This is a genomic window from Actinobacillus lignieresii (assembly GCF_900444945.1).
Taxonomy (GTDB): Bacteria; Pseudomonadota; Gammaproteobacteria; order Enterobacterales; family Pasteurellaceae; genus Actinobacillus; species Actinobacillus lignieresii.
Genome location: NZ_UFRM01000001.1, coordinates 1586364 through 1607193, shown reverse-complemented (window position 1 = coordinate 1607193; position 20830 = coordinate 1586364). Strand labels below are relative to the sequence as shown.

The following is a 20830-nucleotide window of genomic DNA, read 5'->3' as shown; positions in this document are numbered from 1 at the left end:
TGCATAAAACTTTGCAAATTTCACCGCTTGTCATTTTGTATAAATATTATGAAATCACACGGGCTTTGATTGTGCCGTCAATTTGTTGTAAGCGTTCTAACGCTTCGCTTGCATCGTCCAATTCCACATCAATAACCACATAACCGATATTCGGATCGGTTTGTAGATACTGACCGGCGATATTCACGTTGCCATCGACGAATACTTGGTTGATCTTATTTAAAATACCCGGACGGTTTTCGTGAATATGTAACAAGCGTTTCGCATCGCTATGCAGAATCGGTAATGATACTTCAGGGAAGTTCACCGCGGAAAGGGTTGAACCGTTATCCGCATATTTCACGAATTTGTTTGCCACTTCCGTACCGATATTCGCTTGCGCTTCTGCGGTTGAACCGCCGATATGCGGTGTCAAAATCACATTATCGAATTGGCGTAGCGGTGATTCAAACGGATCATTGATTGAAGCCGGCTCTTCCGGGAATACGTCAATCGCCGCACCACGTAACGTACCTTGCGCTAAGCGTGCCGCTAAAGCGTCAATATCCACCACCGTACCGCGAGCGGCATTAATTAATACCGAATCTTCTTTTAATTGCGCAATACGATCCGCATTCATTAAATTTTTGGTTGAGGCGTTTTCCGGTACGTGTAGCGAAATCGCATCGCAGCCGGCAAGCAGCTCGTTTAAGCTTGCAATTTGTTGTGCGTTACCTAACGGCAGTTTGTTCTCGATATCGTAAAAATAAACCTGCATACCGATAGATTCCGCCATCACACTTAATTGCGATCCGATATGACCGTAACCGATAATCCCTAATTTTTTACCGCGCACTTCGTTTGAGCCGGCAGCAGATTTGTTCCACACACCGCGATGTACTTCGGCATTCGCTTTCGGCACTTGACGCATCAAAAGAATAATTTCCGCTAACACTAATTCCGCTACCGAACGTGTATTTGAAAACGGTGCGTTAAATACCGGAATACCGAGACGTTTCGCTTCTTTTAAATCGACTTGGTTGGTACCGATACAAAAACAACCGATCGACACGAGGTTTTTGGCGTGTGAGAGAACTTCTTTGGTTAGGTAAGTACGAGAACGTAAGCCGACGAAATGCGCATCTTTAATCGCATTAATTAATTCTTCGCCGTCCAACGCTTTTTTATGATATTCGATATTGGTATAACCTGCCGCTTGTAACACATCTAACGCATTTTGGTGTACACCTTCAAGTAAGAGAAATTTAATTTTTGATTTATCAATTTGAACTGTCATACTAGATTCCTGTTGTGCTTGTCTTTTGTTGTTTTACCATTTTATAAAGATAAACACACGAAAAATTTTTGAATTTGATAGAAGTTATCGTCATAACAAATCAAGAAAAATTTTCGTGTGTTTTAAGATAGTGAATAGCGAATTTATTCAATAATTTTCGCACCTTCCGGCGTACCGACAATGGTTACGTTCGCATAGCGTTGCGCAAAGATTCCGTTAGTGACCACACCGGCGATGTTATTGATGGTATGTTCCATTTTAAGCGGTTCGATAATGTGGAAATTATGCACGTCTAAAATTACATTACCGTTATCGGTGACCACGCCTTCACGGTATTCCGGCGAGCCGCCTAATGCCACTAATTGACGGGCGACATACGAACGTGCCATCGGGATCACTTCGACCGGTAACGGGAAGGTTGTGCCTAATACGTCCACTTGTTTTGAACCGTCCACGATACAAACGAATTTTTTCGCCAGCGAGCTAACGATTTTTTCTCGGGTTAATGCCGCACCGCCGCCTTTAATCATTGCGCCTTGAGGGGTAATTTCATCCGCACCGTCGATATAAACGTCCAATTCGCTGACTTCATTTGCATTGAATACTTCGATGCCGATCGCACGTAAACGTTCTTCGGACGCTTTGGAGGCGGCAACCGCACCTTTAATTTGATCTTTCATAGAGGCTAACGCATCGATAAAACAGTTTACGGTAGAACCGCTACCCACCCCCACGATGGTATCCGGTTTGACGAATTGAAGCGCAGCTTGAGCGGCAATTTTTTTCATTTCTTGTTGGGTCATAATCCATCCTTTTTAATTAGTATTATTTTAAGATATAGGTAAACACGATACTTTTGTTCGTTATCGTACAAACATCAGTCGTTAGTGATAAGAAAAGCGGTCGAATTTCCGCAAATTTTTGCAAAAATTCGACCGCTTGTCATCAGTTAGTTGCTTTTAACCGCTTCGACGATTTCTTCCGCACAGCTTTGTGCCAACGCACCGTCTTCGCATTCCACCATCACACGAATTAACGGCTCGGTGCCGGACTTACGTAAAAGAATACGTCCTTTACCGGCTAAACGTTTTTCCACATCTGCCGCTACTGCTTTAACCGCATCGCTTTCCAACGGATTTTTACCGCCTTCAAAGCGGACGTTGATTAACACTTGCGGGAATAGCGGCACGGCACGCGCAAGATCATTTAAGCTCATTTTATGCGCTTCCATTGCGGCAAGCACTTCAAGCGAAGCGATGATACCGTCACCGGTGGTGTTTTTATCTAACACGATAATATGACCGGAGTTTTCGCCGCCTAATTTCCAGCCTTTTTCTTTTAGCTGCTCAAGCACGTAACGGTCGCCGACGTTCGCACGAGTAAACGGAATCGCCAAGTGTTTTAACGCTACTTCCAAGCCCATATTACTCATCAAGGTGCCGACCACACCGCCGTGTAATTTACCTGAACGCAATGCCTCACGCGCAATAATAAACAGAATTTGGTCGCCATCCACTTTATTACCTAAGTGATCCACCATCATAATGCGGTCGCCGTCACCGTCATAAGCCAGACCGACGTCCGCACCTGATTCAACCACCACTTTTTGTAACGCTTTAATATCAGTCGCACCACATTTTTCATTGATATTTAAACCGTCCGGCTTGGTACCGATTTCAATTACTTCCGCACCAAGTTCACGCATTACATTCGGTGCGATGTGGTAAGTTGCGCCGTTTGCACAGTCCACCACGATTTTATAACCTTTCAGGCTGGCATTTGCCGGGAATGTTCCTTTGCAGAATTCGATATAACGACCAGCTGCGTCATTAATGCGCATGGCTTTACCTAATTGCGCGGATTCAACGCAATCCATCGGTTGATCTAATAACGCTTCGATTGCTTCTTCCACTTCGTCCGGTAATTTTTCCCCGACACTTGAGAAGAATTTAATGCCATTATCGTAATATGGGTTATGTGATGCGGAAATCACAATACCCGCTTCGGCACGGAAAGTACGCGTAAGATATGCGATTGCGGGAGTCGGCATTGGACCGACAAATGCAGCGGAAAGACCTGCCGCTGCAAGCCCCGCTTCTAATGCCGATTCCAACATATAACCTGAAATACGGGTATCTTTACCGATTAGCACTTGTTTAGTACCTTGGGTTGCCAAAATTTTACCTGCCGCCCAACCGAGTTTTAATGCAAAATCGGGAGTAATAGGAAATTGTCCTACTTTGCCTCGTACACCGTCCGTACCGAAATATTTACGTTCTGCCATTGTTAGATCCTTAAAAAAGAAGAGTGAAAACTGCCGATTAGACAGCCGATTTAACCAATAATTCCTGCGATTTATTTTAAAAAGTATTGATATGCAAGGCTATCCGTTACGTTTTGGTAACGATAACCAAGTTGATCCAAATGCTGATTAAGGCGATGCTTATCGCTTTCATCTAAAGTAAACGCAGCGAGAATATCGCCGTAATCCGCCCCGTGCGCACGGTAATGGAATAAAGAAATATCCCAATCGGTGAGCGTTTGTAGGAATTTTAATAATGCGCCTTTTTGCTCAGGAAATTCGAAACTATAAAGCTGTTCGGCGGAAATGGTGTTAGGACGACCGCCGACCATATAACGAATATGCGTTTTTGCAATATCGTCATCCGAAAGATCAACCAGATCATAGCCGTGTTGCTGTAAATCTCGGATAATGTCCGCTTTTTCCACACTGCCGGTAATACGAACGCCGACGAAAATGCAGGCTTTACTGTCGTCCGCGTGTCGATAGTTAAATTCGGTAACCGCACGATTACCTAAAATCTCACAGAATTTTAAGAAACTGCCTTTTTTCTCCGGAATAGTCACCGCTAAGAGGGCTTCGTGTTTTTCACCGATTTCACAACGTTCCGAAACATAACGTAACGTATGGAAATTTAAGTTTGCGCCGGAAAGTACGCAAGCTAGGTTTTTACCTTCCAGTTGATGTTCTTTAACATATTTTTTTAAGCCGGCTAACGACGTCGCGCCGGAAGGCTCGGCAACCGCACGTACGTTTTCAAAAATATCTTTCATCGCCGCACAAATTTGGTCGTTATCGACCAATACCACTTCATCGATATATTGCTGGCATAAACGGAAAGTTTCGTCACCGATTCGTTTTACCGCGATACCGTCCGCAAATAAGCCGACTCGCTCCAAGTTATCCGGCTTACCGACTTTTAACGCATGTTGCAAACAAGCGGAATCTTTGGATTCGACCGCAATTACTTTGACATTCGGTAAAATTTGTTTGATTAATACCGCTATACCTGCGGCTAAACCGCCGCCGCCGACCGGCACGAATACATAATCTAAATCGGATCTTTGTTGTACCAATTCCATACCGATGGTGCCTTGACCGGCGATTACCATCGGATGATCGAAAGGCGGTACGAAGGTCATGCCTAATTCGGCGGAAAGTTCTAAGGCTTTAGCTTTGGCTTCGTCAAAGTTTGCGCCGAACAGTAAAACTTCGCCGCCGAATCCTCTTACCGCATCCACTTTGATTGCCGGCGTATTTTGCGGCATTACGATTAAGGCGCGCAATCCTAAATGTTTGGATGAAAGCGCCACGCCTTGCGCATGGTTACCTGCCGAAGCGGTAATCACACCGGCGGCTTTTTGGCTTGCCGAGAGGTTTGAAATCATTGCAAAGGCACCGCGCAGTTTAAAGCTGTGTACCGGTTGGCGGTCTTCACGTTTGATCAGAATTTGGTTGCCTAAACGCTCGGAGAGTTTTTCCATTTTTTGTAGCGGGGTCACTTGCGCTAGGTCGTAGATATTTGAACTGAGGATAGCACGCAGATAATCGGTGCCGGATTGAATTGTCGGATTGCTCATAACACTGCTCTGTATTTTATTATGCTTTTATATCGGCGTATTGAAGGATACGTCAGGTTATTATTTAAAGAAAAACTAAAAAGGCACAAGCGATAACGCTTGCGCCAATGATGAAATAAAAAAGAATTAGTGGTGGTGACCGCCACAACCGCAACCGCCTTCTTCACCGTGACCGCCGCAGCAACCTTCGTGTTCATGACCGGAATGAATATGACCGTGTGCGATTTCTTCTAATGTCGCTTCACGGGTTGCAACCACTTCAACAGAGAAGAGTAATTCTTGACCGGCTAACATATGGTTACCGTCCACCACCACTTCGTCACCGTCCACTTCAGTGATAACAACCGGTAACGGACCTAAATCGGTATCTGCGATAAAACGCATACCGACTTCTAATTCATCAACACCCATAAAGACGTCTTTCGGTACGCGTTGAACCATGTTTTCATTGTATTCGCCGTAACCTTCTTCCGGTTTAACGCGAACTTCAAAAACATCACCTACTGCTTTGCCTTCAAGTGCTTTTTCTAAACCTTCAACAAGATTATTATGACCGTGTAAATATTCTAACGGTTGGTTTACCGGCGCTTCATCAACTAACACACCGTCTTGCGTACGAACTTGGTAAGCAATGCTTGGAACAACATTTTTTGCGATTTTCATTAAGGATTCCTTTTTTCTATTTAGGTAAAAATACGATTCATTGTAGCGGTTTATCGTAGATTTGCAAAAGGTTTGCAAAAAATAGAAATAAAATGACCGCTTCGTTAAAACAAGCGGTCTGATTTTGCACGAAATTTGCAAAGTTAATCGGTAATATCCGGCGTAACCGTATCCACCACATCAACGGCGGTACCGACTACGCCGCCTACTACGGAAGTCACTAAACAACCGCTTAATACACTACAACACGTAGCTATGATAAAGATTTTGAATAGCGATTTCATTTTTATCCTATTTGTCCGATGTTCGATATACAGTGCCGAAACGGCACTGTATTATAAGAGATTAGAGCCTATTTTTCTTCGGCAATAAAACGATAGGCTAATGCGCCGATAATCGCACCTAAAATCGGCGCGACCCAGAACAACCATAATTGCTCAATCGCCCAAGAACCTTGGAATAAGGCGACACCGGTTGAACGAGCCGGATTGACCGAAGTATTGGTTACCGGAATGGAAATTAAGTGAATTAACGTTAAGCCTAAGCCGATCGCAATCGGTGCAAAACCGGCCGGTGCACGTTTATCGGTCGCACCCATAATGATAATTAAGAAAAATGCGGTTAATACGACTTCAATTACTAATGCCGCAGCCATTGAATAACCGTGCGGCGAATGTTCCGCAAAACCGTTGCTTGCAAAACCTGCCGTAACATCAAAGCCTGCTACGCCCGAAGCAATCGTGTATAACACCGCCGCCGCTGCAATTGCACCGATAACTTGTGCAACGATATAAGGCACTAAGTCTTTGGCGTTAAAACGACCGCCGACCAATAAACCGATAGATACCGCCGGATTAAAATGGCCGCCGGAAATATGACCTACCGCATAAGCCATCGTTAATACGGTTAAACCGAATGCCAATGATACGCCGGCATAACCGATGCCTAACTCAGGAATACCCGCCGCTAAAACCGCACTACCGCAGCCGCCGAAAACTAACCAAAACGTACCGAAAAATTCGGCAAAATATTTTTTCATTCTTTTTTCCTTAATATTAAAGATTAAATGGCACTTAAGTGCCAGTGCTTTCCAATCACTATCCGTTAAGATAGTTTATCTCCAAGAATGCTTAATAGTTTGAGGAAATTAAACATTCTTTTTGAACCTGAGAGTAAAATAGCATTTACTCAAATACGATTTGACCGGTTGCCCGCGCCGAAATAGTTGCTTTACCCGCTTCCAAAGGGAGTCGTTCTTTTTCAAACGAATCGGCTGATTTTGCCATTGCGGCTAACGGTCTGGCGTTAAAATAGCTTTCTTCACCGTTTGGCGTTTCAAGTCGTACGTTAGTTAAGCGGTATTTGTCCAGCTTTAACCCTTTTTGAATTACGTCCGCTTTGTGTTGGAATTGTTTGATAATTTCTAAAGTCATTTCATCTTCCAAAGAAGCGATTTTTTCAGGTGAAACGCTAAAATAAATATCGTCTATCGCCATTTCCGAGCTTAAATTTTCCAATACTTTCGCCATAGCTTCAAAATCTTTACTTTTTAAGTGAATCCTCCCTTCGGTAATCCAACCGTCAATTTTTCCGTTATTCGAGTAATTCACGACGTTTCTTATACCGTCAGATTCCAATTGAATTGTAGAGTATTGCTTTACGCTTTCTATGGTTTGATTTAGATTTTTTGAAACGGATTTTCTTAAGTCGGCTAAAGATTTACCGGTTTTACGGCTGAATACGGTTGCTTGCATTAAATCTTTTTCAACTTCTCGACGAACTTCGGTTGAAAATTCAAAAGAAGATCCTACCGAGGTATTCTTATCGGCTATAGTTTCTGAAGCGCTCGCTAAGTTTGCGATGAACAGCGGTAAGATAATAAAGGCTTTTGATAGTTTCATGATATGTCCTTGATATGACGAGCATGGCTCAAAGTGTTTGCTTAGAACGATATTTCCCGATTAAGTTCATTTTCAATATCCAGTACGATAGCTTTATTGACGTTATTCGTGCAAATTTGCCAACGAATGTTGTATCCGGCCAGATTCATGCCGTAGATACGTTCTGTCGCCTTACCTTGCTGATAAGCGGGGCGTGGGTCTTGTTCAATCACATGACGAATAAAAGTAAGCGGTTGCTCAATACCGAATGTTGCAAAATTTCGGCAAAATTCGACCGTTTGTAACGCTTGCTCCGAAAATTCCACTTCAAGTTTTGCCGGAGGTTGGGTTTGCGCAAAACCGGAACGAGCATTAGGTTCGCTGTCTGCATACGCAATATAAGGCTTGATATCTAAAATCGGCGTACCGTTCACCAAATCCACACTACCTAGTTTTAGCAAGACTTCTCCGTTTCTTACCTCAACACTTTCCAACGCTACTTTGGATAAACCGATCGGATTCGGACGATGGGTCGCTCGGCTGGCAAAAACGCCGATACGTTCATTTCCGCCTAAACGAGGCGGGCGCACCGTAGCATGCCATTCACGTTCGGGAATCTGATGAAATTGGAAAATAAGCCACAAATGACCGAATTGCTCGATACCTCGTACCGCATCCGGCGAATTATAAGGCGGAAGCAGTTTTAATATGCCTTTGCCTTCTTTCACCAAATTCGGCTGGCGCGGCACAGAGAACTTTTCATCATAAGGGCTATGGATAATCCCGATAGGATTTAGGGTTAATTGTGGTAAACTCATGGACTGTATTTATTTACAATATAATTAAAAAATTAAAAGGAGACAATTATGTTAGCAAATCAGCTTATTGTTAGCGATATTAAAACCATTATTCATCGGGCTCGTGAGCAGGCGATTCGTTCGGTTGATTTTCAGCGAGTCATTATGTATTGGCATATCGGAGAACGTATATTTAAAGAAGAACAACAAGAAAAAGAACGAGCCGAATATGGCAAATATTTAATTAAATCACTTGCCGCACAATTAGAACCCGAATATGGCAGTGGATTTTCTAAAAGACAATTAGAACGTTATCGTCAGTTTTATCGTACATTCCCAATTGTGTCCGCACTGCGGACGCAATTAAACTGGACCCAATATAAGCTACTTTTAAGTATTCCGGATGAAGTTAAGAGAGAATTCTACATTGCGGAAACAGTAAAAAATAATTGGTCTTCTCGACAACTTGAACGCCAAATTTATAGTAACCTTTATGAACGTTTATTATTAAGTAATGATAAAGAAAGCGTTCTAGCCGTGGCGAAAAATCAAATTATCCCTAATGATCCGAAACAAATTATTAAAGACCCGATTGTATTGGAATTCCTCGGGCTGAAACGAGAAAGTGCTTACTATGAAAAAGATTTGGAAAGTGCCATTTTAACTCATTTACAAGACTTCTTATTGGAACTGGGCAACGGTTTTTCTTTTGTGGCTCGTCAAAAACGATTACATATTGAAGGCGATGAATTTTTTGTTGATTTAGTATTATATAACCGTTTATTGCAGTGCTTTGTGCTGGTCGAAATCAAAACACATAAATTAACGCATCAAGATATCGGGCAATTACAGATGTATGTCAATTATTTTGATCGAATTGAAAAACTCCCTCATGAAACACCAACAATTGGTATTTTACTCTGTACGCATAAAAACGATGCTGTGGTAAAATTTACGCTGCCTGAACATCAGCAACAAATTTATGCGAGTCAATATCAGCTCTATCTACCGAGTGAGCAGCGGCTTTTAGAAGAAGTTCAGAAAGAGATTCAACAGTTCAAACAAAAACAGGAAGAAAACGATTAATGGATAAACATTCCGCTTTTTCAATTTGGTTTACTACCGCTCGCCCAAGAACATTGCCTTTAGCATTAGCCTCTATTATCGTCGGCTCGGCATTGGCATATTGGGCAGGGCATTTCGATATAATCACTACGTTACTTGCTTTTATTACCACTATTTTATTACAAGTGCTGTCTAATTTTGCCAACGATTATGGCGATCATGTCAAAGGCTCCGACACGAAAGAGCGTATCGGACCGTTACGAGCGATTCAGCACGGGGCAATTACCGGCGGGCAATTAAGAAATGCGGTTATTTTACTCAGTATTTTATCCTTTATTGCCGGCGTAGGGCTGACGGTTTACGCTTATCAATCTATTCAAGATGTCGTAGTGTTTATTAGTTTAGGCGTTATTTCGATTGTGGCGGCAATTACCTATACGGTCGGCAAAAAAGCCTATGGCTATTTAGGCTTAGGCGATTTATTTGTACTAATTTTCTTTGGATTTGTTGCGGTAATCGGCACGTTCTACTTACAAGCTCATAGTATTCCGGCAATGATTTTTATTCCTGCCTTTGGATGTGGTTTGTTATCGGTTGCCGTCTTAAATATCAATAATTTACGAGATATTAACCAAGATAAACAAGCCGGTAAAAATACCTTAATTGTACGTATCGGTAGTCAAAACGGACGAGTGTACCACGTGATGTTATTAGTGCTAGCGGTCGTTTCTTATCTGATTTTTGCAATGAGTGAATTTCAGAATTGGTATAGCTACTTATTTTTACTTGCCGTCCCGTTACTTGCTAAACACGGCTTATTTGTCTATCGTCATAAAGATCCGATTGAATTACGCCCGATTTTAGGACAAATGGCAGGATTGGCTTTGATTACCAATTTATTATTCAGTTTAGGGATTTTCTTGGGATAAGAGTAAATTCTAAACAAAAAAAGACCGCTTGTTGGATGAAATATCGCAAACAAGCAGTCTTTTTTTACAAAAATCTTTCAGATACTAAAAGATGAACCGCAGCCACAGGTTGAAGTCGCATTCGGATTATTTACTACAAAGCGAGAACCGTCTAAACCTTCGGTATAATCCACCGTACCACCGATTAAGTATTGTAAGCTCATCGGATCAACCACTAAACCAACGTTTTGGTTCTCAATGGTTAAATCACCGTCATTCACTTGGTCGTCAAAGGTAAACCCATATTGGAAACCACTGCAACCGCCCCCCGTAATATACACTCGTAAACGAAGATTCGGGTTATCCTCGCCCTCGATTAAACTCTTAACTTTCTTCGCCGCCGCGTCGGTAAAGATAAGAGGAATTTGAATATCGCTCATTTTATACTCTATCTAAGAATTTGGAGAAATTTTAATTATTATCTAACAATAAGAGATTATGAGCAATCTTTAAATGTAAATTGTTGAAAAGGACAAATTTAATTCTGTCTTAATGCTATAATATACTATTAGCGTATTGAACTTTTCTTCAAAGGTTATTAAGGAATATATAATGAGTATTTTTGCTGCCGTGAGAGATTTTAGTGAATCAGCTAAACAGCATGATTTATGGAGAACTTTAGCATGGTATGACATTTTAGGGCGATATCGCCGTTCTGTATTAGGTCCAATTTGGATTACATTAAGCATGGCAGTTACTATTTCTGCTATGGGGCCTTTATATGGCTCACTTTTTGATTTCGATCCCTCTGACTTCATTCCTCATTTAGCATTGGGTTTAATTTTTTGGGCTTTAATGTCTTCCGTAATAAATGATTCTGTTCATACTTTTGCTGAGTCAGCTCACTTTATGAAGCAGACTTATATTCCCGTACCTATCTTTATATTAAGAGTGGTATATAGGCAATTAATTGTGTTAATTCACAATATGATACTATACCCTATTATTATGTTAGTGCTTTGGAGAGATGTTACACTCTTAATTTTATTATCAGTGCCTGCAGTAGTTCTAGTAACAGTTAACCTTGTTTTTATTAGTCTACTTATTTCTATTTTTTGTGCAAGATACAGAGATATGGCTCAAATGGTAACGAGTATCACCTCATTACTATTTTTTATTACCCCTATAATTTGGCGAATGGAACAGCTACCAGTAGAGCGTCAAGGATTTGTTGTTTGGAATATTTTTGCGACTTATTTAGATTTAATGAGAAAACCACTGCTTGGTGTAATGCCTGCTAATGTAGAATGGCTAACTGTTGTTGTAAGTGCGATTATTTTAGGGGTTATTTCAATTATTGTACTAGCAAAAACAAGAAATAAAATTACTTATTGGTTATAAGGAAATCTATATGCATATTAAATTAGAAAATGTTTCGGTCAGATTTCCTATTTATGATGCGAAACAACGCTCATTTAAACAAACTTTATTAAATGCTGCAACGGGGGGACGGATTATTGCTAACAATAATAATACCGAAATTGAAGCATTGAAAAATATTAATTTAGATATTAAACAAGGCGATAGAGTTTCTCTAATTGGACATAATGGTTCAGGTAAAACAACTTTATTGAGAGTTTTATCAGGTGTATATGCTCCAACGACAGGTAGAATTAGCGTGCAAGGAAAAATTACAAGTTTGCTTGATTCTATGTTGGGTATGGATGGAGAGGCTTCTGGGTTAGAGAATATTAAATTACGAGGATTATTTTTAGGATTAAAGCCTAAAGATACGGAAAAATTAGTAGATGAAATTATTGATTTTAGTGAACTTGGTGATTTTATCAATATGCCAGTACGAACATATTCAAGTGGTATGGTATTACGATTAGCATTTTCAATCTCAACTTGTGTACATCCTGAAATTTTATTGATGGATGAATGGATGAGCGTAGGGGACGAACAGTTTAAAAATAAAGCAGAAAAACGTCTTACGGAATTTGTTGATAAAGCAGGTATCTTAGTAATGGCTACGCATGATCATCAATTAGCAGAACGAGTATGTAATAAACATGTTTATTTAGAGCATGGCGTTATTAGAGATATTAAATAATGTTTTCTAAGTATATATTAGTTGGGTTATTAAATACTGTTATAACAGTGTTTATTATTTTTATATTAATGTATTGGGGATTGGATGTTTATATTTCTAATGTTATTGGGTATAGCATTGGAATTATAGTTAGTTTTATAATTAATTCTAAGTTTACCTTTTCTACTACTCTAACCACAATAAGATTTATAAAATTTATACTAAACTGTAGTGTATGTTATTTGGTAAATGTTATTACGATTTCTATTATTTTAAGTTTTTCACAAGATATAATATATATGTATATTTCTCAATTATGTGGAATGGCTATGTATACAGTTTCAGGGTTCTTTTTAAATAAATTATGGGTGATGAAATAATGAATAAAAATATTATACCTTCATTAACGATTGTCGTACCTTGTTATAATGAAAGTGAGGTGTTTAGCTTTTGTTTAACAGAATTAACAATAATTTTGAATGATTTAATTTCCAAAAATAAAATCTCATCGGATAGCTGTCTATTATTTGTTGATGATGGTTCTAAAGATGATACATGGAAGCAGATAGAGCTATCAGCTGAAAGTAGTACTTTAGTAAAAGGGATAAAATTATCTAGAAATAAGGGACACCAAATAGCATTAATGGCAGGATTATCTGTAGTAAATACAGATATCTGCATTAGTATAGATGCAGATCTTCAAGATGATACAAATTGTATATATCAAATGGTTGATAAATATCTTGAAGGAGTTGATATTGTATATGGAGTCAGAAATGATCGTTCGACAGATACTTCCTTTAAACGGGGAACAGCAGGTTTATTTTATAAATTAATGAGTAAATTAGGTGTAGAGCAAGTAGAAAATCATGCTGATTATCGTTTATTAAGTAAACGAGCTTTAAATGCTTTATTACAATATAAAGAATAGAATGTTTATATTAGAGGAATGGTTCCTTTAATTGGATTTAAGAGCGAGCAAGTTTTTTATTCAAGAAGTGAAAGGATTGCAGGTGAATCAAAATATCCTTTAAAGAAAATGTTAGCCTTAGCATTAGAGGGTATTACTTCTTTAACAATTACTCCATTACGTTTAATTTCTATTGTTGGATTTTTGACTTGTGGAATTACAGCATTAGCTGGTTTTTACGTCCTTATTGATAAATTACTTGGCAATACAGTAGAAGGTTGGACGTCCCTCATGATTGCGATTTTCTTTTTAGGTGGAGTACAAATGCTCTCTTTAGGTGTGATAGGTGAGTATGTTGGGAAAATTTATATTGAAAGCAAGAATAGACCTAAATTTTTTATTGAGAAATTATTAAAGTAGAGAGTAGAAATGGATAAATTTAATAAAAAAAGAATTTTTGATGGGTTTCCTATCTTTTTTATTCTAGTTATATGTTTTATTTACTCGACAGGACAATTTACTGATACCTATATTAGGCATGATGATTGGGAATTTATGACTCATTTATTACCTAATATGAATCATCATGGAACCCCTTGGGATAAAACTTTATGGGAAGGAAGATGGATAAATTTCTTATGGTCATATCAAGCAAAAGAGCTTTCTATAAATGCAAATTATATAATTTTTATTTTAGGTTATTCTCTCTTTTCATGGGTATATTCGTCTTTTTTGGTTAAAGAATATGTATATATAAAAAATGATATATTTATTATAGTTTCTAATTTATTATTTTTTATGTTGAATTTTAATTATTTAGGTAAATTATATTATGTAATTCCTTTGTTTTTTATTTTTTATGGGGCTAATTCTTGGAACGAGTTTTATACTTCGGAATCAAAATTTGCTAAGATAGAAAATAATTTATTAAATTTATTGAGTTTACAACCTAGGAAGGATGTTTTTATATGTGGAGATATTGGTAAACTAGTAGGAACAGGAGTAACAAGGGATATAAATGCAATATCTTTATCTTTTCTTAAAAGACAGAATATTGTATTACACTCAGAAGAAGTAGCAGAATGCAATTATGTTCCTAATCATTTAGGTGTGTATGATGTTAATGGTATAACAATTCTTAAATTAAATTAAAGGTAGTCAATATGTCAGTTATTATTCAAAGGTCTGTTTATCCATCATTTAATTTATGTAGTCAAACAGATCTATATTTTAAGCATAATAGTAATGCTATTTTAAATATTGCTGAATCACAAGTAGATTTACGTCGAGGGGGCAGAGTATATACTGATACTTATTTTAATAGTATCAGTATTGGTAAATGGAAACGTCATACTTCTATTAAAGAATTGACGTTTAATTTAACATTCAAAGGGCAAATTAAAATAACTTGGCATGTACATAGATTAAACTTTAGTGATCGTATAGTAGGTGAAAATTATCTAAATTCTACAGATGTGGAAACAATATCTATTCCTTTAGATTTCTGGAAAGCTTTAGAAGATGGAATGTTATTTTTTGATGTAGAGTCATTATCATCAAAATCCAATATTAAGGACTTTAGTTTTTCAACATCTGATGTTCCGAATAATTCTATAAAGTTAGGAATAGTTATTACTCATTTTAATCGTCAACAATATGTTATTCCTGCTATTGAACGCTTAAGTAGTCAATTATTAACTCAAGAAGAATTTAGAGATAAAGTGTCTTTAAATGTGGTAGATAATAGTAGTAATCTCCCTGGATTTTTAGGTGTGAATATTATTTCAAATGAAAATTTAGGAGGATCAGGAGGATTTACAAGGGGACTAATTCATCTGAAGGAACAAGGTAATTATACTCATTGTCTATTTATGGATGATGATGCTTCCTGTGAAGTTGAGAGTATTAGAAGAACGGTTTCTTTATTGGAATTCGCTAAAGATCCTAGTGCTGCTATAGCTGGGGCGATGCTTAGAGAAGCAGAAATGTTTAGGCAATTTGAGAATGGAGCTAGATTTGATGGCATTTGTAAACCAAATAAGTGTAACTTGGATTTAAGAAATAAACATGATTTACTTGTTAATGAATTAGAGGAACATATTGATTATGGGGGATGGTGGTTCTTAGCTTTCCCTATATCAAAAGTAACAAATCTAGCATTTCCTTATTTTGTGAGAGGAGATGATATTGGTTTTGGTTTAAAACATAAATTTAATATTATTACATTAAATGGTATTTCCACTTGGGGTGATGATTTTTCATTAAAAAACGGACCTTTACCATACTATTTAGATGTAAGAAATCATATTATGCAACATTTCCATGGATTAGTAGACGGAGGATTTAAAGGAATATTGAAAACTACTATGAAAATGTGTTTACGAAATTTATTTACTTATCACTATGAAACTGCACTTGCAGCAATTATAGCAGTAGAAGACTGTACAAAAGGAAAAAATTTTTGGATTGATAATGTTAGTATGTCAGATAAGAGAAAAGAAATTAGTAGTTTGGTTATTAATGAGAAGCCGGAAGATATTCTTCTAGATGTAGCTTCTCAAGCTATTAATGGAAATCCTCATGAAACAAGAATCTCAAGATGTGTCAGATTGTTGACACTAAATGGTCACTTATTACCCAAAATGTTTTTTAAGAAAGGTCGAGTATGGCAACATAAAGGATTTGGTGGAAATTTACGAGAAGTTTACCGATATAATGATGTTTTATATATACATTGGACTAGTAACAAAGGTTTTATTCTTAAACATGATAAGAAGAAATTCTTTAATCATTTAATACGTTATACTAAAGCGATTTATAATTTATATAAAAATTATAATAGATTAGAAAACGAATATCGTTCATCATACGATGAACTGACAAGTACAGAATTTTGGAAAAAACAATTTAAACAAGATCAATAATTAAGGATCAAATGATGAAAAAATTTCTCCTAGTCGGCGCTGGCTTTTCAAATGCGGTTATTGCACGCGGGCTTGCAGAGCAAGGTTATCAAGTAACGGTAATTGATCAACGTAATCATGTGGCGGGAAACTGCCACTCTGAACGTGATGCCGAAACGAATGTGATGGTTCACGTTTACGGTCCACATATTTTCCATACTGATAATGAACGTGTATGGGATTATGTGAATCAATTTGGTGAGTGGATGCCGTTTGTTAATCGAGTAAAAACGATTAGCCAAGGGGCTGTGTATTCGTTGCCGATTAATTTACATACGATTAACCAGTTCTTTGGTAAAACTTGTTCACCAAGTGAAGCGAAAGCGTTAATTGAAAGCCAAGCGGATATGTCGATTACCTATCCGCAAACGTTTGAAGAACAAGCGATGCGTTTTGTCGGTCACGATTTATATAAAGCGTTTTTCTACGGCTATACTAAAAAACAATGGGGCGTAGAGCCGAAAGAGTTACCGGCAAGTATCTTAAAACGCTTACCGGTGCGTTTTAATTATGACGATAACTACTTTGCGCATAAATTCCAAGGTATGCCGAAGGATGGTTATACCGTTATCGTAGAAAATATTCTGAAACACGAGAATATTGAAGTACGGTTAGCGACCCCATTTGTTGAAAGTATGAAAGCGGAATTTGATCATATTTTCTGGTCGGGTCCGTTAGATGCTTATTTTGGTTTTGAGTTGGGGCGTTTAGGTTATCGTACGTTGGATTTTGAAGCGTTCCGTGCCGAAGGCGATTTCCAAGGTAATGCGGTCATCAATTATGGCGATGAAGAAGTACCGTATACGCGTATTTCGGAACACAAACACTTTGCACCGTGGGAAAATCACGAAAAAACGATTTGCTATCGAGAATTTAGCCGTTTATGCGAAGAAAAGGATATTCCATACTATCCTATTCGTTTAGTGAAAGATAAAGCCTTATTGCAACAATATGTTGAAAAAGCAAACAAAGAAACGCAAGTAACTTTTGTCGGACGTTTAGGGACATATCGTTATTTAGATATGGATGTAACCATTAAGGAAGCATTAGAAACCGTTGATGAGATTAAACAATCATTAGCGAGTAATAAGAATTTAAAACCATTCTATGTCAATATGGATGTGTAAAATTCTTTAGAAAATAGACCGCTTGTTTTGAAGCGGTCTTTTATTGATAGATCACTTATGCAGAATAAATCTATTTGTGCCATTGTAGTCACTTACAACCGAAAAGAATTATTATTAAATTGTTTACAAGCTTTGCAAGCTCAAACTTATCCACTTTCTCATATTGTGGTGGTAAATAATGCCAGTACGGATGGGACTGTGGATTTTTTACGCGATAAAGGCTGGTTGGATAATGATAAATTTACTCTTGTAACTTTAGCTACTAATCAAGGCGGCGCGGGGGGATTTTATGCCGGTATTGAGCTTGCCTATCAACGTGATTTTGATTATATTTGGTTAATGGATGATGACGGATTGCCTGCTAAGGATAGTTTATTTAAGTTAATACCGTATGCTAGTGAAGATAGCTATATCGGTCCTTTAGTTTTAAATAATAAGAATCCTGAGGAATTAACGTTTACGCTACGTTTACCAAATAGTAAAAAGGTCTTAACGACTTTAGCTGATATCGAAACAGCAACAAAAGATAATATTATTCCTGATATTGTGATGCCATTTAATGGGATTTTATTTTCGAGAAAGATGGTAGAGGAAATAGGCTTCCCTAAAGCTGATTATTTTATTTGGGGCGATGATATGGAATATACTTGGAGAGCTAGGAGAACCGGGTTTAAGATATTTACCGTAACATCTTCTAAATTTTATCATCCGAAGGAGCTAACGTTAGGTACGCCAATGTTTTTTAATTTATTAAAATTTAATGATACCGAATCTAAATTAAAGCTCTATTGTATGTGTCGAAATAATATTCGTAATCTTTTGGATTATAAAGGAAGTTTAATTTCAGTCTTATTTTGTATTAAAGTATGTTGGTTTTTCCTATTTACTAAGCCGAATATAACTAAATTAAAAATCGGTATAAGAGGCATTTGGCATGGTTTAACAAAGAATTTTTTCCATCATAGAGAATACTTATAAAAATTATGAGCAGAGTTAAAATTCTAATTGCAACCCATAAAAACTATGAATTTCCTAATACGGCTTGTTATGTGCCGATTTATGTCGGAAAAGCATTACATCGACAGCAATTAGCTATTCAAGGTGATGATACGGGTGATAATATTTCAGTAAAAAATGGTTCTTTCTGTGAATTGACCGCATTATATTGGGCATGGAGAAATAATTTTTTTGCGGAAAGTGATTATGTCGGTTTAGTACATTATCGCCGTTATTTTAAAGGATCGGATCTTCGGTTAAAAGATCAAGAAATAGCCTCGGAAAATGAATTATTATCGTATCTAGTTGAATATGATGTTATTGTTGCAAAAAAAAGAAATTATTATATTGAAACGATTTATAGCCATTATAAAAATGCACATTATATTAAAGATTTAGATTTAACCAGAGAAATTATTGCTCAGGATTTCCCAGATTATTGTTCTGCGTTTGATCAAGTGATGTCAAGTAGCTCGTTACATTTATTTAATATGTTTGTAATGAAAAAAGAATATTTCGAACAGTATTGCAATTGGTTATTTTCTATTTTATTTGAATTGGAGAAGCAAATAGATGTCACCGATTATGATAATTACCAGAAACGTGTTTTTGGTTTTTTAGCGGAGCGTCTATTTAATGTTTGGTTGTTAAAAAATAATTTATCTAAAAAAGAATTAATGGTTGTATCTCTGGAAAAAGAAAAAATACTTTTTAAAGTTATAGGGCTTTTAAAGAGAAAATTCTCACGAAAGATTAAATAAGAGAGTAGGGATATTAGAATGAAAAAGCAGACGTTATGTAAATATATTCTTGCATTTACTGATTTCTTACTGTTTTATTTTTCTTTTTTATTGTCCTTAGAATTTTTAAACTTATGGACAGGGGATTTGAATCAATATTTCCCAACGGAACAGATTAATGATAGATTATTAATTCATTTATTTCTTGGTATTGTATGCGTATCTTGGTTTGCACTTAGACTAAGACATTATACCTACCGTAAACCTTTTTGGTTTGAATTAAAGGAAATAATTAGAACATTGGCTATTTTGGCTATTGTTGAGTTGGCGACTATCGCATTTTCTAAACTTTATTTTTCTCGTTATTTATGGGTATTAACGTGGTCTATTTCTTTAATACTCGTGCCTTTAGGACGTATTCTCGTTAAAAATTATTTGATTAAAACTAAATTATATTTAAAAGATACGATTATTATTGGTGGCGGTAAAAATGCCATAGATGCTTATCATGCACTGGTAAGTGAACCTTATTTAGGTTTTAGAGTAAAATATTTTGTTGCTTTGGATAAACATCCTGATTTAGATAAGTTAGGTATACCGGTTATTAATGAAACTCGTCAGAGTTTATGGGAATTGGTTACAAAAAAATCTGATCAATTTATTATTGCTTTGGAAGATTATGAGAATGATCAACGAGATAGTTGGCTAAGGCATTTATCTAAACAATGTTATCGTTCGGTTTCGGTTATTCCTACTTTACGAGGCTTGCCGTTATATAGTACGGATATGTCGTTTTTGTTTAGCTATGAGGTGATGTTATTACGTGTCAATAATAACTTAGCTAAACGATCTTCGAGGGTATTGAAACGTACTATGGATATTGTCGGTTCTATCTTATTAATTATTTTAACATCGCCTATTTTAATCTGGCTTTATTTTGCGATTAAGAAAGATGGCGGAAATGCTATTTACGGTCATCTGCGTATAGGAAAAAACGGTAAACCGTTTAAATGTTTAAAATTTCGTTCTATGGTAGTAAATTCAGAGCAAGTTCTAGATGATTTGCTTGCTTGTGATGAGGCGGCTAGAGCTGAATGGGAAAAAGATTTTAAATTGAAGAATGATCCTAGAGTAACGAAAATAGGTGCTTTTATACGACAAAACAGCTTAGATGAATTACCTCAATTATTTAATGTTTTGATTGGACAGATGAGCTTAGTTGGTCCTCGTCCTGTTATTGCCGATGAATTAGCTTATTATAAAGAAAATTTAGATTATTATTTAATGGCGAAGCCCGGTATGACGGGATTATGGCAAGTAAGCGGTCGTAATGATGTAGATTACGATACTCGAGTTTATTTTGATTCTTGGTATGTTAAGAATTGGTCGCTATGGAACGATATTGCGATTCTTTTTAAAACAATTACTGCCATACGAAAACGGGCTGGTGCCTATTAAATTATAAGGATTAAGAGCAGAAAGATTTCTTTCTGCTTTTTTGTTCCGATGGATATCTATGCAATTAGGTATA

The 20830-nt window shown here is 37.1% G+C and carries 23 protein-coding genes; 13 read left to right on the top strand and 10 right to left on the bottom strand.

Annotated features, from left to right (window positions below; genetic code table 11):
- Positions 1–46: 46 nt before the first annotated feature.
- From serA to tsaA, 9 genes are all read right to left on the bottom strand, one after another.
- Positions 47–1276 (bottom strand): phosphoglycerate dehydrogenase, encoded by a 1230-nt coding sequence (serA, locus tag DY200_RS07440; RefSeq protein ID WP_115587525.1) that lies wholly within the window; start codon positions 1274–1276, stop codon positions 47–49.
- A gap of 143 nt (positions 1277–1419) precedes the next feature.
- Positions 1420–2079 (bottom strand): ribose-5-phosphate isomerase RpiA, encoded by a 660-nt coding sequence (gene rpiA / locus DY200_RS07435; RefSeq protein ID WP_005598674.1) that lies wholly within the window; start codon positions 2077–2079, stop codon positions 1420–1422.
- A 146-nt stretch (positions 2080–2225) separates the two neighbouring features.
- A complete protein-coding gene (gene glmM, locus DY200_RS07430) occupies positions 2226–3560 on the bottom strand; it encodes a phosphoglucosamine mutase (protein ID WP_005598675.1) in 1335 nt (444 codons plus the stop codon).
- Positions 3561–3631: 71 nt separating this feature from the next.
- The gene (gene ilvA / locus DY200_RS07425; protein WP_115587524.1) at positions 3632–5158 is read right to left on the bottom strand and encodes a threonine ammonia-lyase, biosynthetic; all 1527 of its coding nucleotides are present in this window, start codon (positions 5156–5158) and stop codon (positions 3632–3634) included.
- 126 nt (positions 5159–5284) lie between these two features.
- Complete coding sequence (slyD, locus tag DY200_RS07420) at positions 5285–5821, bottom strand: peptidylprolyl isomerase (protein WP_115587523.1); 537 nt, start codon at positions 5819–5821, stop codon at positions 5285–5287.
- Positions 5822–5964: 143 nt separating this feature from the next.
- Positions 5965–6105 (bottom strand): hypothetical protein, encoded by a 141-nt coding sequence (locus tag DY200_RS10700; RefSeq protein ID WP_005598678.1) that lies wholly within the window; start codon positions 6103–6105, stop codon positions 5965–5967.
- 68 nt (positions 6106–6173) lie between these two features.
- Positions 6174–6860, bottom strand: coding sequence for an aquaporin Z (aqpZ, locus tag DY200_RS07415; protein ID WP_115587522.1), 687 nt, complete (start codon positions 6858–6860; stop codon positions 6174–6176).
- Between the two features lie 145 nt (positions 6861–7005).
- Positions 7006–7722: an SIMPL domain-containing protein gene (locus DY200_RS07410; RefSeq protein WP_005602096.1), complete on the bottom strand. Its 717-nt coding sequence runs from the start codon at positions 7720–7722 to the stop codon at positions 7006–7008.
- 41 nt (positions 7723–7763) lie between these two features.
- The gene (gene tsaA / locus DY200_RS07405) at positions 7764–8519 is read right to left on the bottom strand and encodes a tRNA (N6-threonylcarbamoyladenosine(37)-N6)-methyltransferase TrmO (RefSeq protein WP_115587521.1); all 756 of its coding nucleotides are present in this window, start codon (positions 8517–8519) and stop codon (positions 7764–7766) included.
- 48 nt (positions 8520–8567) lie between these two features.
- Here tsaA and DY200_RS07400 point away from each other — a divergent pair, with 48 nt between their 5' ends.
- Together DY200_RS07400 and DY200_RS07395 are read left to right on the top strand one after the other, a co-directional pair.
- Positions 8568–9584 carry a PDDEXK nuclease domain-containing protein gene (locus DY200_RS07400; RefSeq protein WP_009875038.1) on the top strand — a complete coding sequence of 339 codons (1017 nt, stop codon included), beginning with the start codon at positions 8568–8570 and terminating at the stop codon, positions 9582–9584.
- The gene (locus tag DY200_RS07395; RefSeq protein ID WP_115587520.1) at positions 9584–10492 is read left to right on the top strand and encodes a 1,4-dihydroxy-2-naphthoate polyprenyltransferase; all 909 of its coding nucleotides are present in this window, start codon (positions 9584–9586) and stop codon (positions 10490–10492) included. The genes DY200_RS07400 and DY200_RS07395 overlap by 1 nt, the downstream gene beginning before the upstream one ends.
- 77 nt (positions 10493–10569) lie before the next feature.
- On the opposite strand, the gene erpA is transcribed toward DY200_RS07395, so the two are convergent.
- Positions 10570–10911 carry an iron-sulfur cluster insertion protein ErpA gene (erpA, locus tag DY200_RS07390; protein ID WP_115587519.1) on the bottom strand — a complete coding sequence of 114 codons (342 nt, stop codon included), beginning with the start codon at positions 10909–10911 and terminating at the stop codon, positions 10570–10572.
- Positions 10912–11083: 172 nt separating this feature from the next.
- On the opposite strand from erpA, the gene DY200_RS07385 reads away from it, so the two are divergent.
- From DY200_RS07385 to wbaP, 11 genes are read left to right on the top strand one after another with little or no spacing between them, the layout of a single operon-like run.
- Positions 11084–11872 (top strand): ABC transporter permease, encoded by a 789-nt coding sequence (locus DY200_RS07385; protein ID WP_115587518.1) that lies wholly within the window; start codon positions 11084–11086, stop codon positions 11870–11872.
- A gap of 10 nt (positions 11873–11882) precedes the next feature.
- Positions 11883–12584 carry an ABC transporter ATP-binding protein gene (locus tag DY200_RS07380; protein ID WP_115587517.1) on the top strand — a complete coding sequence of 234 codons (702 nt, stop codon included), beginning with the start codon at positions 11883–11885 and terminating at the stop codon, positions 12582–12584.
- Positions 12584–12943, top strand: coding sequence for a GtrA family protein (locus tag DY200_RS10910; protein WP_043995350.1), 360 nt, complete (start codon positions 12584–12586; stop codon positions 12941–12943). The genes DY200_RS07380 and DY200_RS10910 overlap by 1 nt, the downstream gene beginning before the upstream one ends.
- Positions 12943–13494, top strand: coding sequence for a glycosyltransferase family 2 protein (locus DY200_RS10725; protein ID WP_218565493.1), 552 nt, complete (start codon positions 12943–12945; stop codon positions 13492–13494). Before DY200_RS10910 ends, DY200_RS10725 begins: the two co-directional genes overlap by 1 nt.
- A gap of 18 nt (positions 13495–13512) precedes the next feature.
- Positions 13513–13893, top strand: coding sequence for a hypothetical protein (locus DY200_RS10720; RefSeq protein ID WP_218565492.1), 381 nt, complete (start codon positions 13513–13515; stop codon positions 13891–13893).
- A gap of 9 nt (positions 13894–13902) precedes the next feature.
- Positions 13903–14625 carry a hypothetical protein gene (locus tag DY200_RS07365; RefSeq protein ID WP_115587516.1) on the top strand — a complete coding sequence of 241 codons (723 nt, stop codon included), beginning with the start codon at positions 13903–13905 and terminating at the stop codon, positions 14623–14625.
- Between the two features lie 11 nt (positions 14626–14636).
- Positions 14637–16397 carry a glycosyltransferase gene (locus tag DY200_RS07360; RefSeq protein WP_115587515.1) on the top strand — a complete coding sequence of 587 codons (1761 nt, stop codon included), beginning with the start codon at positions 14637–14639 and terminating at the stop codon, positions 16395–16397.
- 14 nt (positions 16398–16411) lie between these two features.
- On the top strand, positions 16412–17563 hold the full coding sequence (gene glf, locus DY200_RS07355) for a UDP-galactopyranose mutase (RefSeq protein ID WP_115587514.1): 1152 nt from the start codon (positions 16412–16414) through the stop codon (positions 17561–17563).
- Between the two features lie 57 nt (positions 17564–17620).
- Positions 17621–18541 (top strand): glycosyltransferase family 2 protein, encoded by a 921-nt coding sequence (locus tag DY200_RS07350; protein WP_115587513.1) that lies wholly within the window; start codon positions 17621–17623, stop codon positions 18539–18541.
- Between the two features lie 5 nt (positions 18542–18546).
- The gene (locus DY200_RS07345; protein ID WP_115587512.1) at positions 18547–19320 is read left to right on the top strand and encodes a DUF4422 domain-containing protein; all 774 of its coding nucleotides are present in this window, start codon (positions 18547–18549) and stop codon (positions 19318–19320) included.
- An 18-nt stretch (positions 19321–19338) separates the two neighbouring features.
- Positions 19339–20757, top strand: coding sequence for an undecaprenyl-phosphate galactose phosphotransferase WbaP (gene wbaP / locus DY200_RS07340; RefSeq protein ID WP_005615840.1), 1419 nt, complete (start codon positions 19339–19341; stop codon positions 20755–20757).
- Positions 20758–20830: the final 73 nt, after the last annotated feature.

Bases quoted from the DNA above. Each gene is read 5' to 3' on its own strand.
- DY200_RS07410 (WP_005602096.1), bottom strand. From the start codon at position 7,722: ATGAAACTATCAAAAGCCTTTATTATCTTACCGCTGTTCATCGCAAAC.
- DY200_RS10720 (WP_218565492.1), top strand. From the start codon at position 13,513: ATGGTTCCTTTAATTGGATTTAAGAGCGAGCAAGTTTTTTATTCAAGA.
- DY200_RS10700 (WP_005598678.1), bottom strand. From the start codon at position 6,105: ATGAAATCGCTATTCAAAATCTTTATCATAGCTACGTGTTGTAGTGTA.
- DY200_RS07395 (WP_115587520.1), top strand. From the start codon at position 9,584: ATGGATAAACATTCCGCTTTTTCAATTTGGTTTACTACCGCTCGCCCA.
- rpiA (WP_005598674.1), bottom strand. From the start codon at position 2,079: ATGACCCAACAAGAAATGAAAAAAATTGCCGCTCAAGCTGCGCTTCAA.
- DY200_RS07400 (WP_009875038.1), top strand. From the start codon at position 8,568: ATGTTAGCAAATCAGCTTATTGTTAGCGATATTAAAACCATTATTCAT.
- DY200_RS07345 (WP_115587512.1), top strand. From the start codon at position 18,547: ATGAGCAGAGTTAAAATTCTAATTGCAACCCATAAAAACTATGAATTT.
- wbaP (WP_005615840.1), top strand. From the start codon at position 19,339: ATGAAAAAGCAGACGTTATGTAAATATATTCTTGCATTTACTGATTTC.
- ilvA (WP_115587524.1), bottom strand. From the start codon at position 5,158: ATGAGCAATCCGACAATTCAATCCGGCACCGATTATCTGCGTGCTATC.
- slyD (WP_115587523.1), bottom strand. From the start codon at position 5,821: ATGAAAATCGCAAAAAATGTTGTTCCAAGCATTGCTTACCAAGTTCGT.
- glmM (WP_005598675.1), bottom strand. From the start codon at position 3,560: ATGGCAGAACGTAAATATTTCGGTACGGACGGTGTACGAGGCAAAGTA.
- DY200_RS10910 (WP_043995350.1), top strand. From the start codon at position 12,584: ATGTTTTCTAAGTATATATTAGTTGGGTTATTAAATACTGTTATAACA.
- DY200_RS07380 (WP_115587517.1), top strand. From the start codon at position 11,883: ATGCATATTAAATTAGAAAATGTTTCGGTCAGATTTCCTATTTATGAT.
- aqpZ (WP_115587522.1), bottom strand. From the start codon at position 6,860: ATGAAAAAATATTTTGCCGAATTTTTCGGTACGTTTTGGTTAGTTTTC.
- glf (WP_115587514.1), top strand. From the start codon at position 16,412: ATGAAAAAATTTCTCCTAGTCGGCGCTGGCTTTTCAAATGCGGTTATT.
- DY200_RS07360 (WP_115587515.1), top strand. From the start codon at position 14,637: ATGTCAGTTATTATTCAAAGGTCTGTTTATCCATCATTTAATTTATGT.
- DY200_RS07385 (WP_115587518.1), top strand. From the start codon at position 11,084: ATGAGTATTTTTGCTGCCGTGAGAGATTTTAGTGAATCAGCTAAACAG.
- DY200_RS07365 (WP_115587516.1), top strand. From the start codon at position 13,903: ATGGATAAATTTAATAAAAAAAGAATTTTTGATGGGTTTCCTATCTTT.
- erpA (WP_115587519.1), bottom strand. From the start codon at position 10,911: ATGAGCGATATTCAAATTCCTCTTATCTTTACCGACGCGGCGGCGAAG.
- DY200_RS07350 (WP_115587513.1), top strand. From the start codon at position 17,621: ATGCAGAATAAATCTATTTGTGCCATTGTAGTCACTTACAACCGAAAA.
- serA (WP_115587525.1), bottom strand. From the start codon at position 1,276: ATGACAGTTCAAATTGATAAATCAAAAATTAAATTTCTCTTACTTGAA.
- tsaA (WP_115587521.1), bottom strand. From the start codon at position 8,519: ATGAGTTTACCACAATTAACCCTAAATCCTATCGGGATTATCCATAGC.
- DY200_RS10725 (WP_218565493.1), top strand. From the start codon at position 12,943: ATGAATAAAAATATTATACCTTCATTAACGATTGTCGTACCTTGTTAT.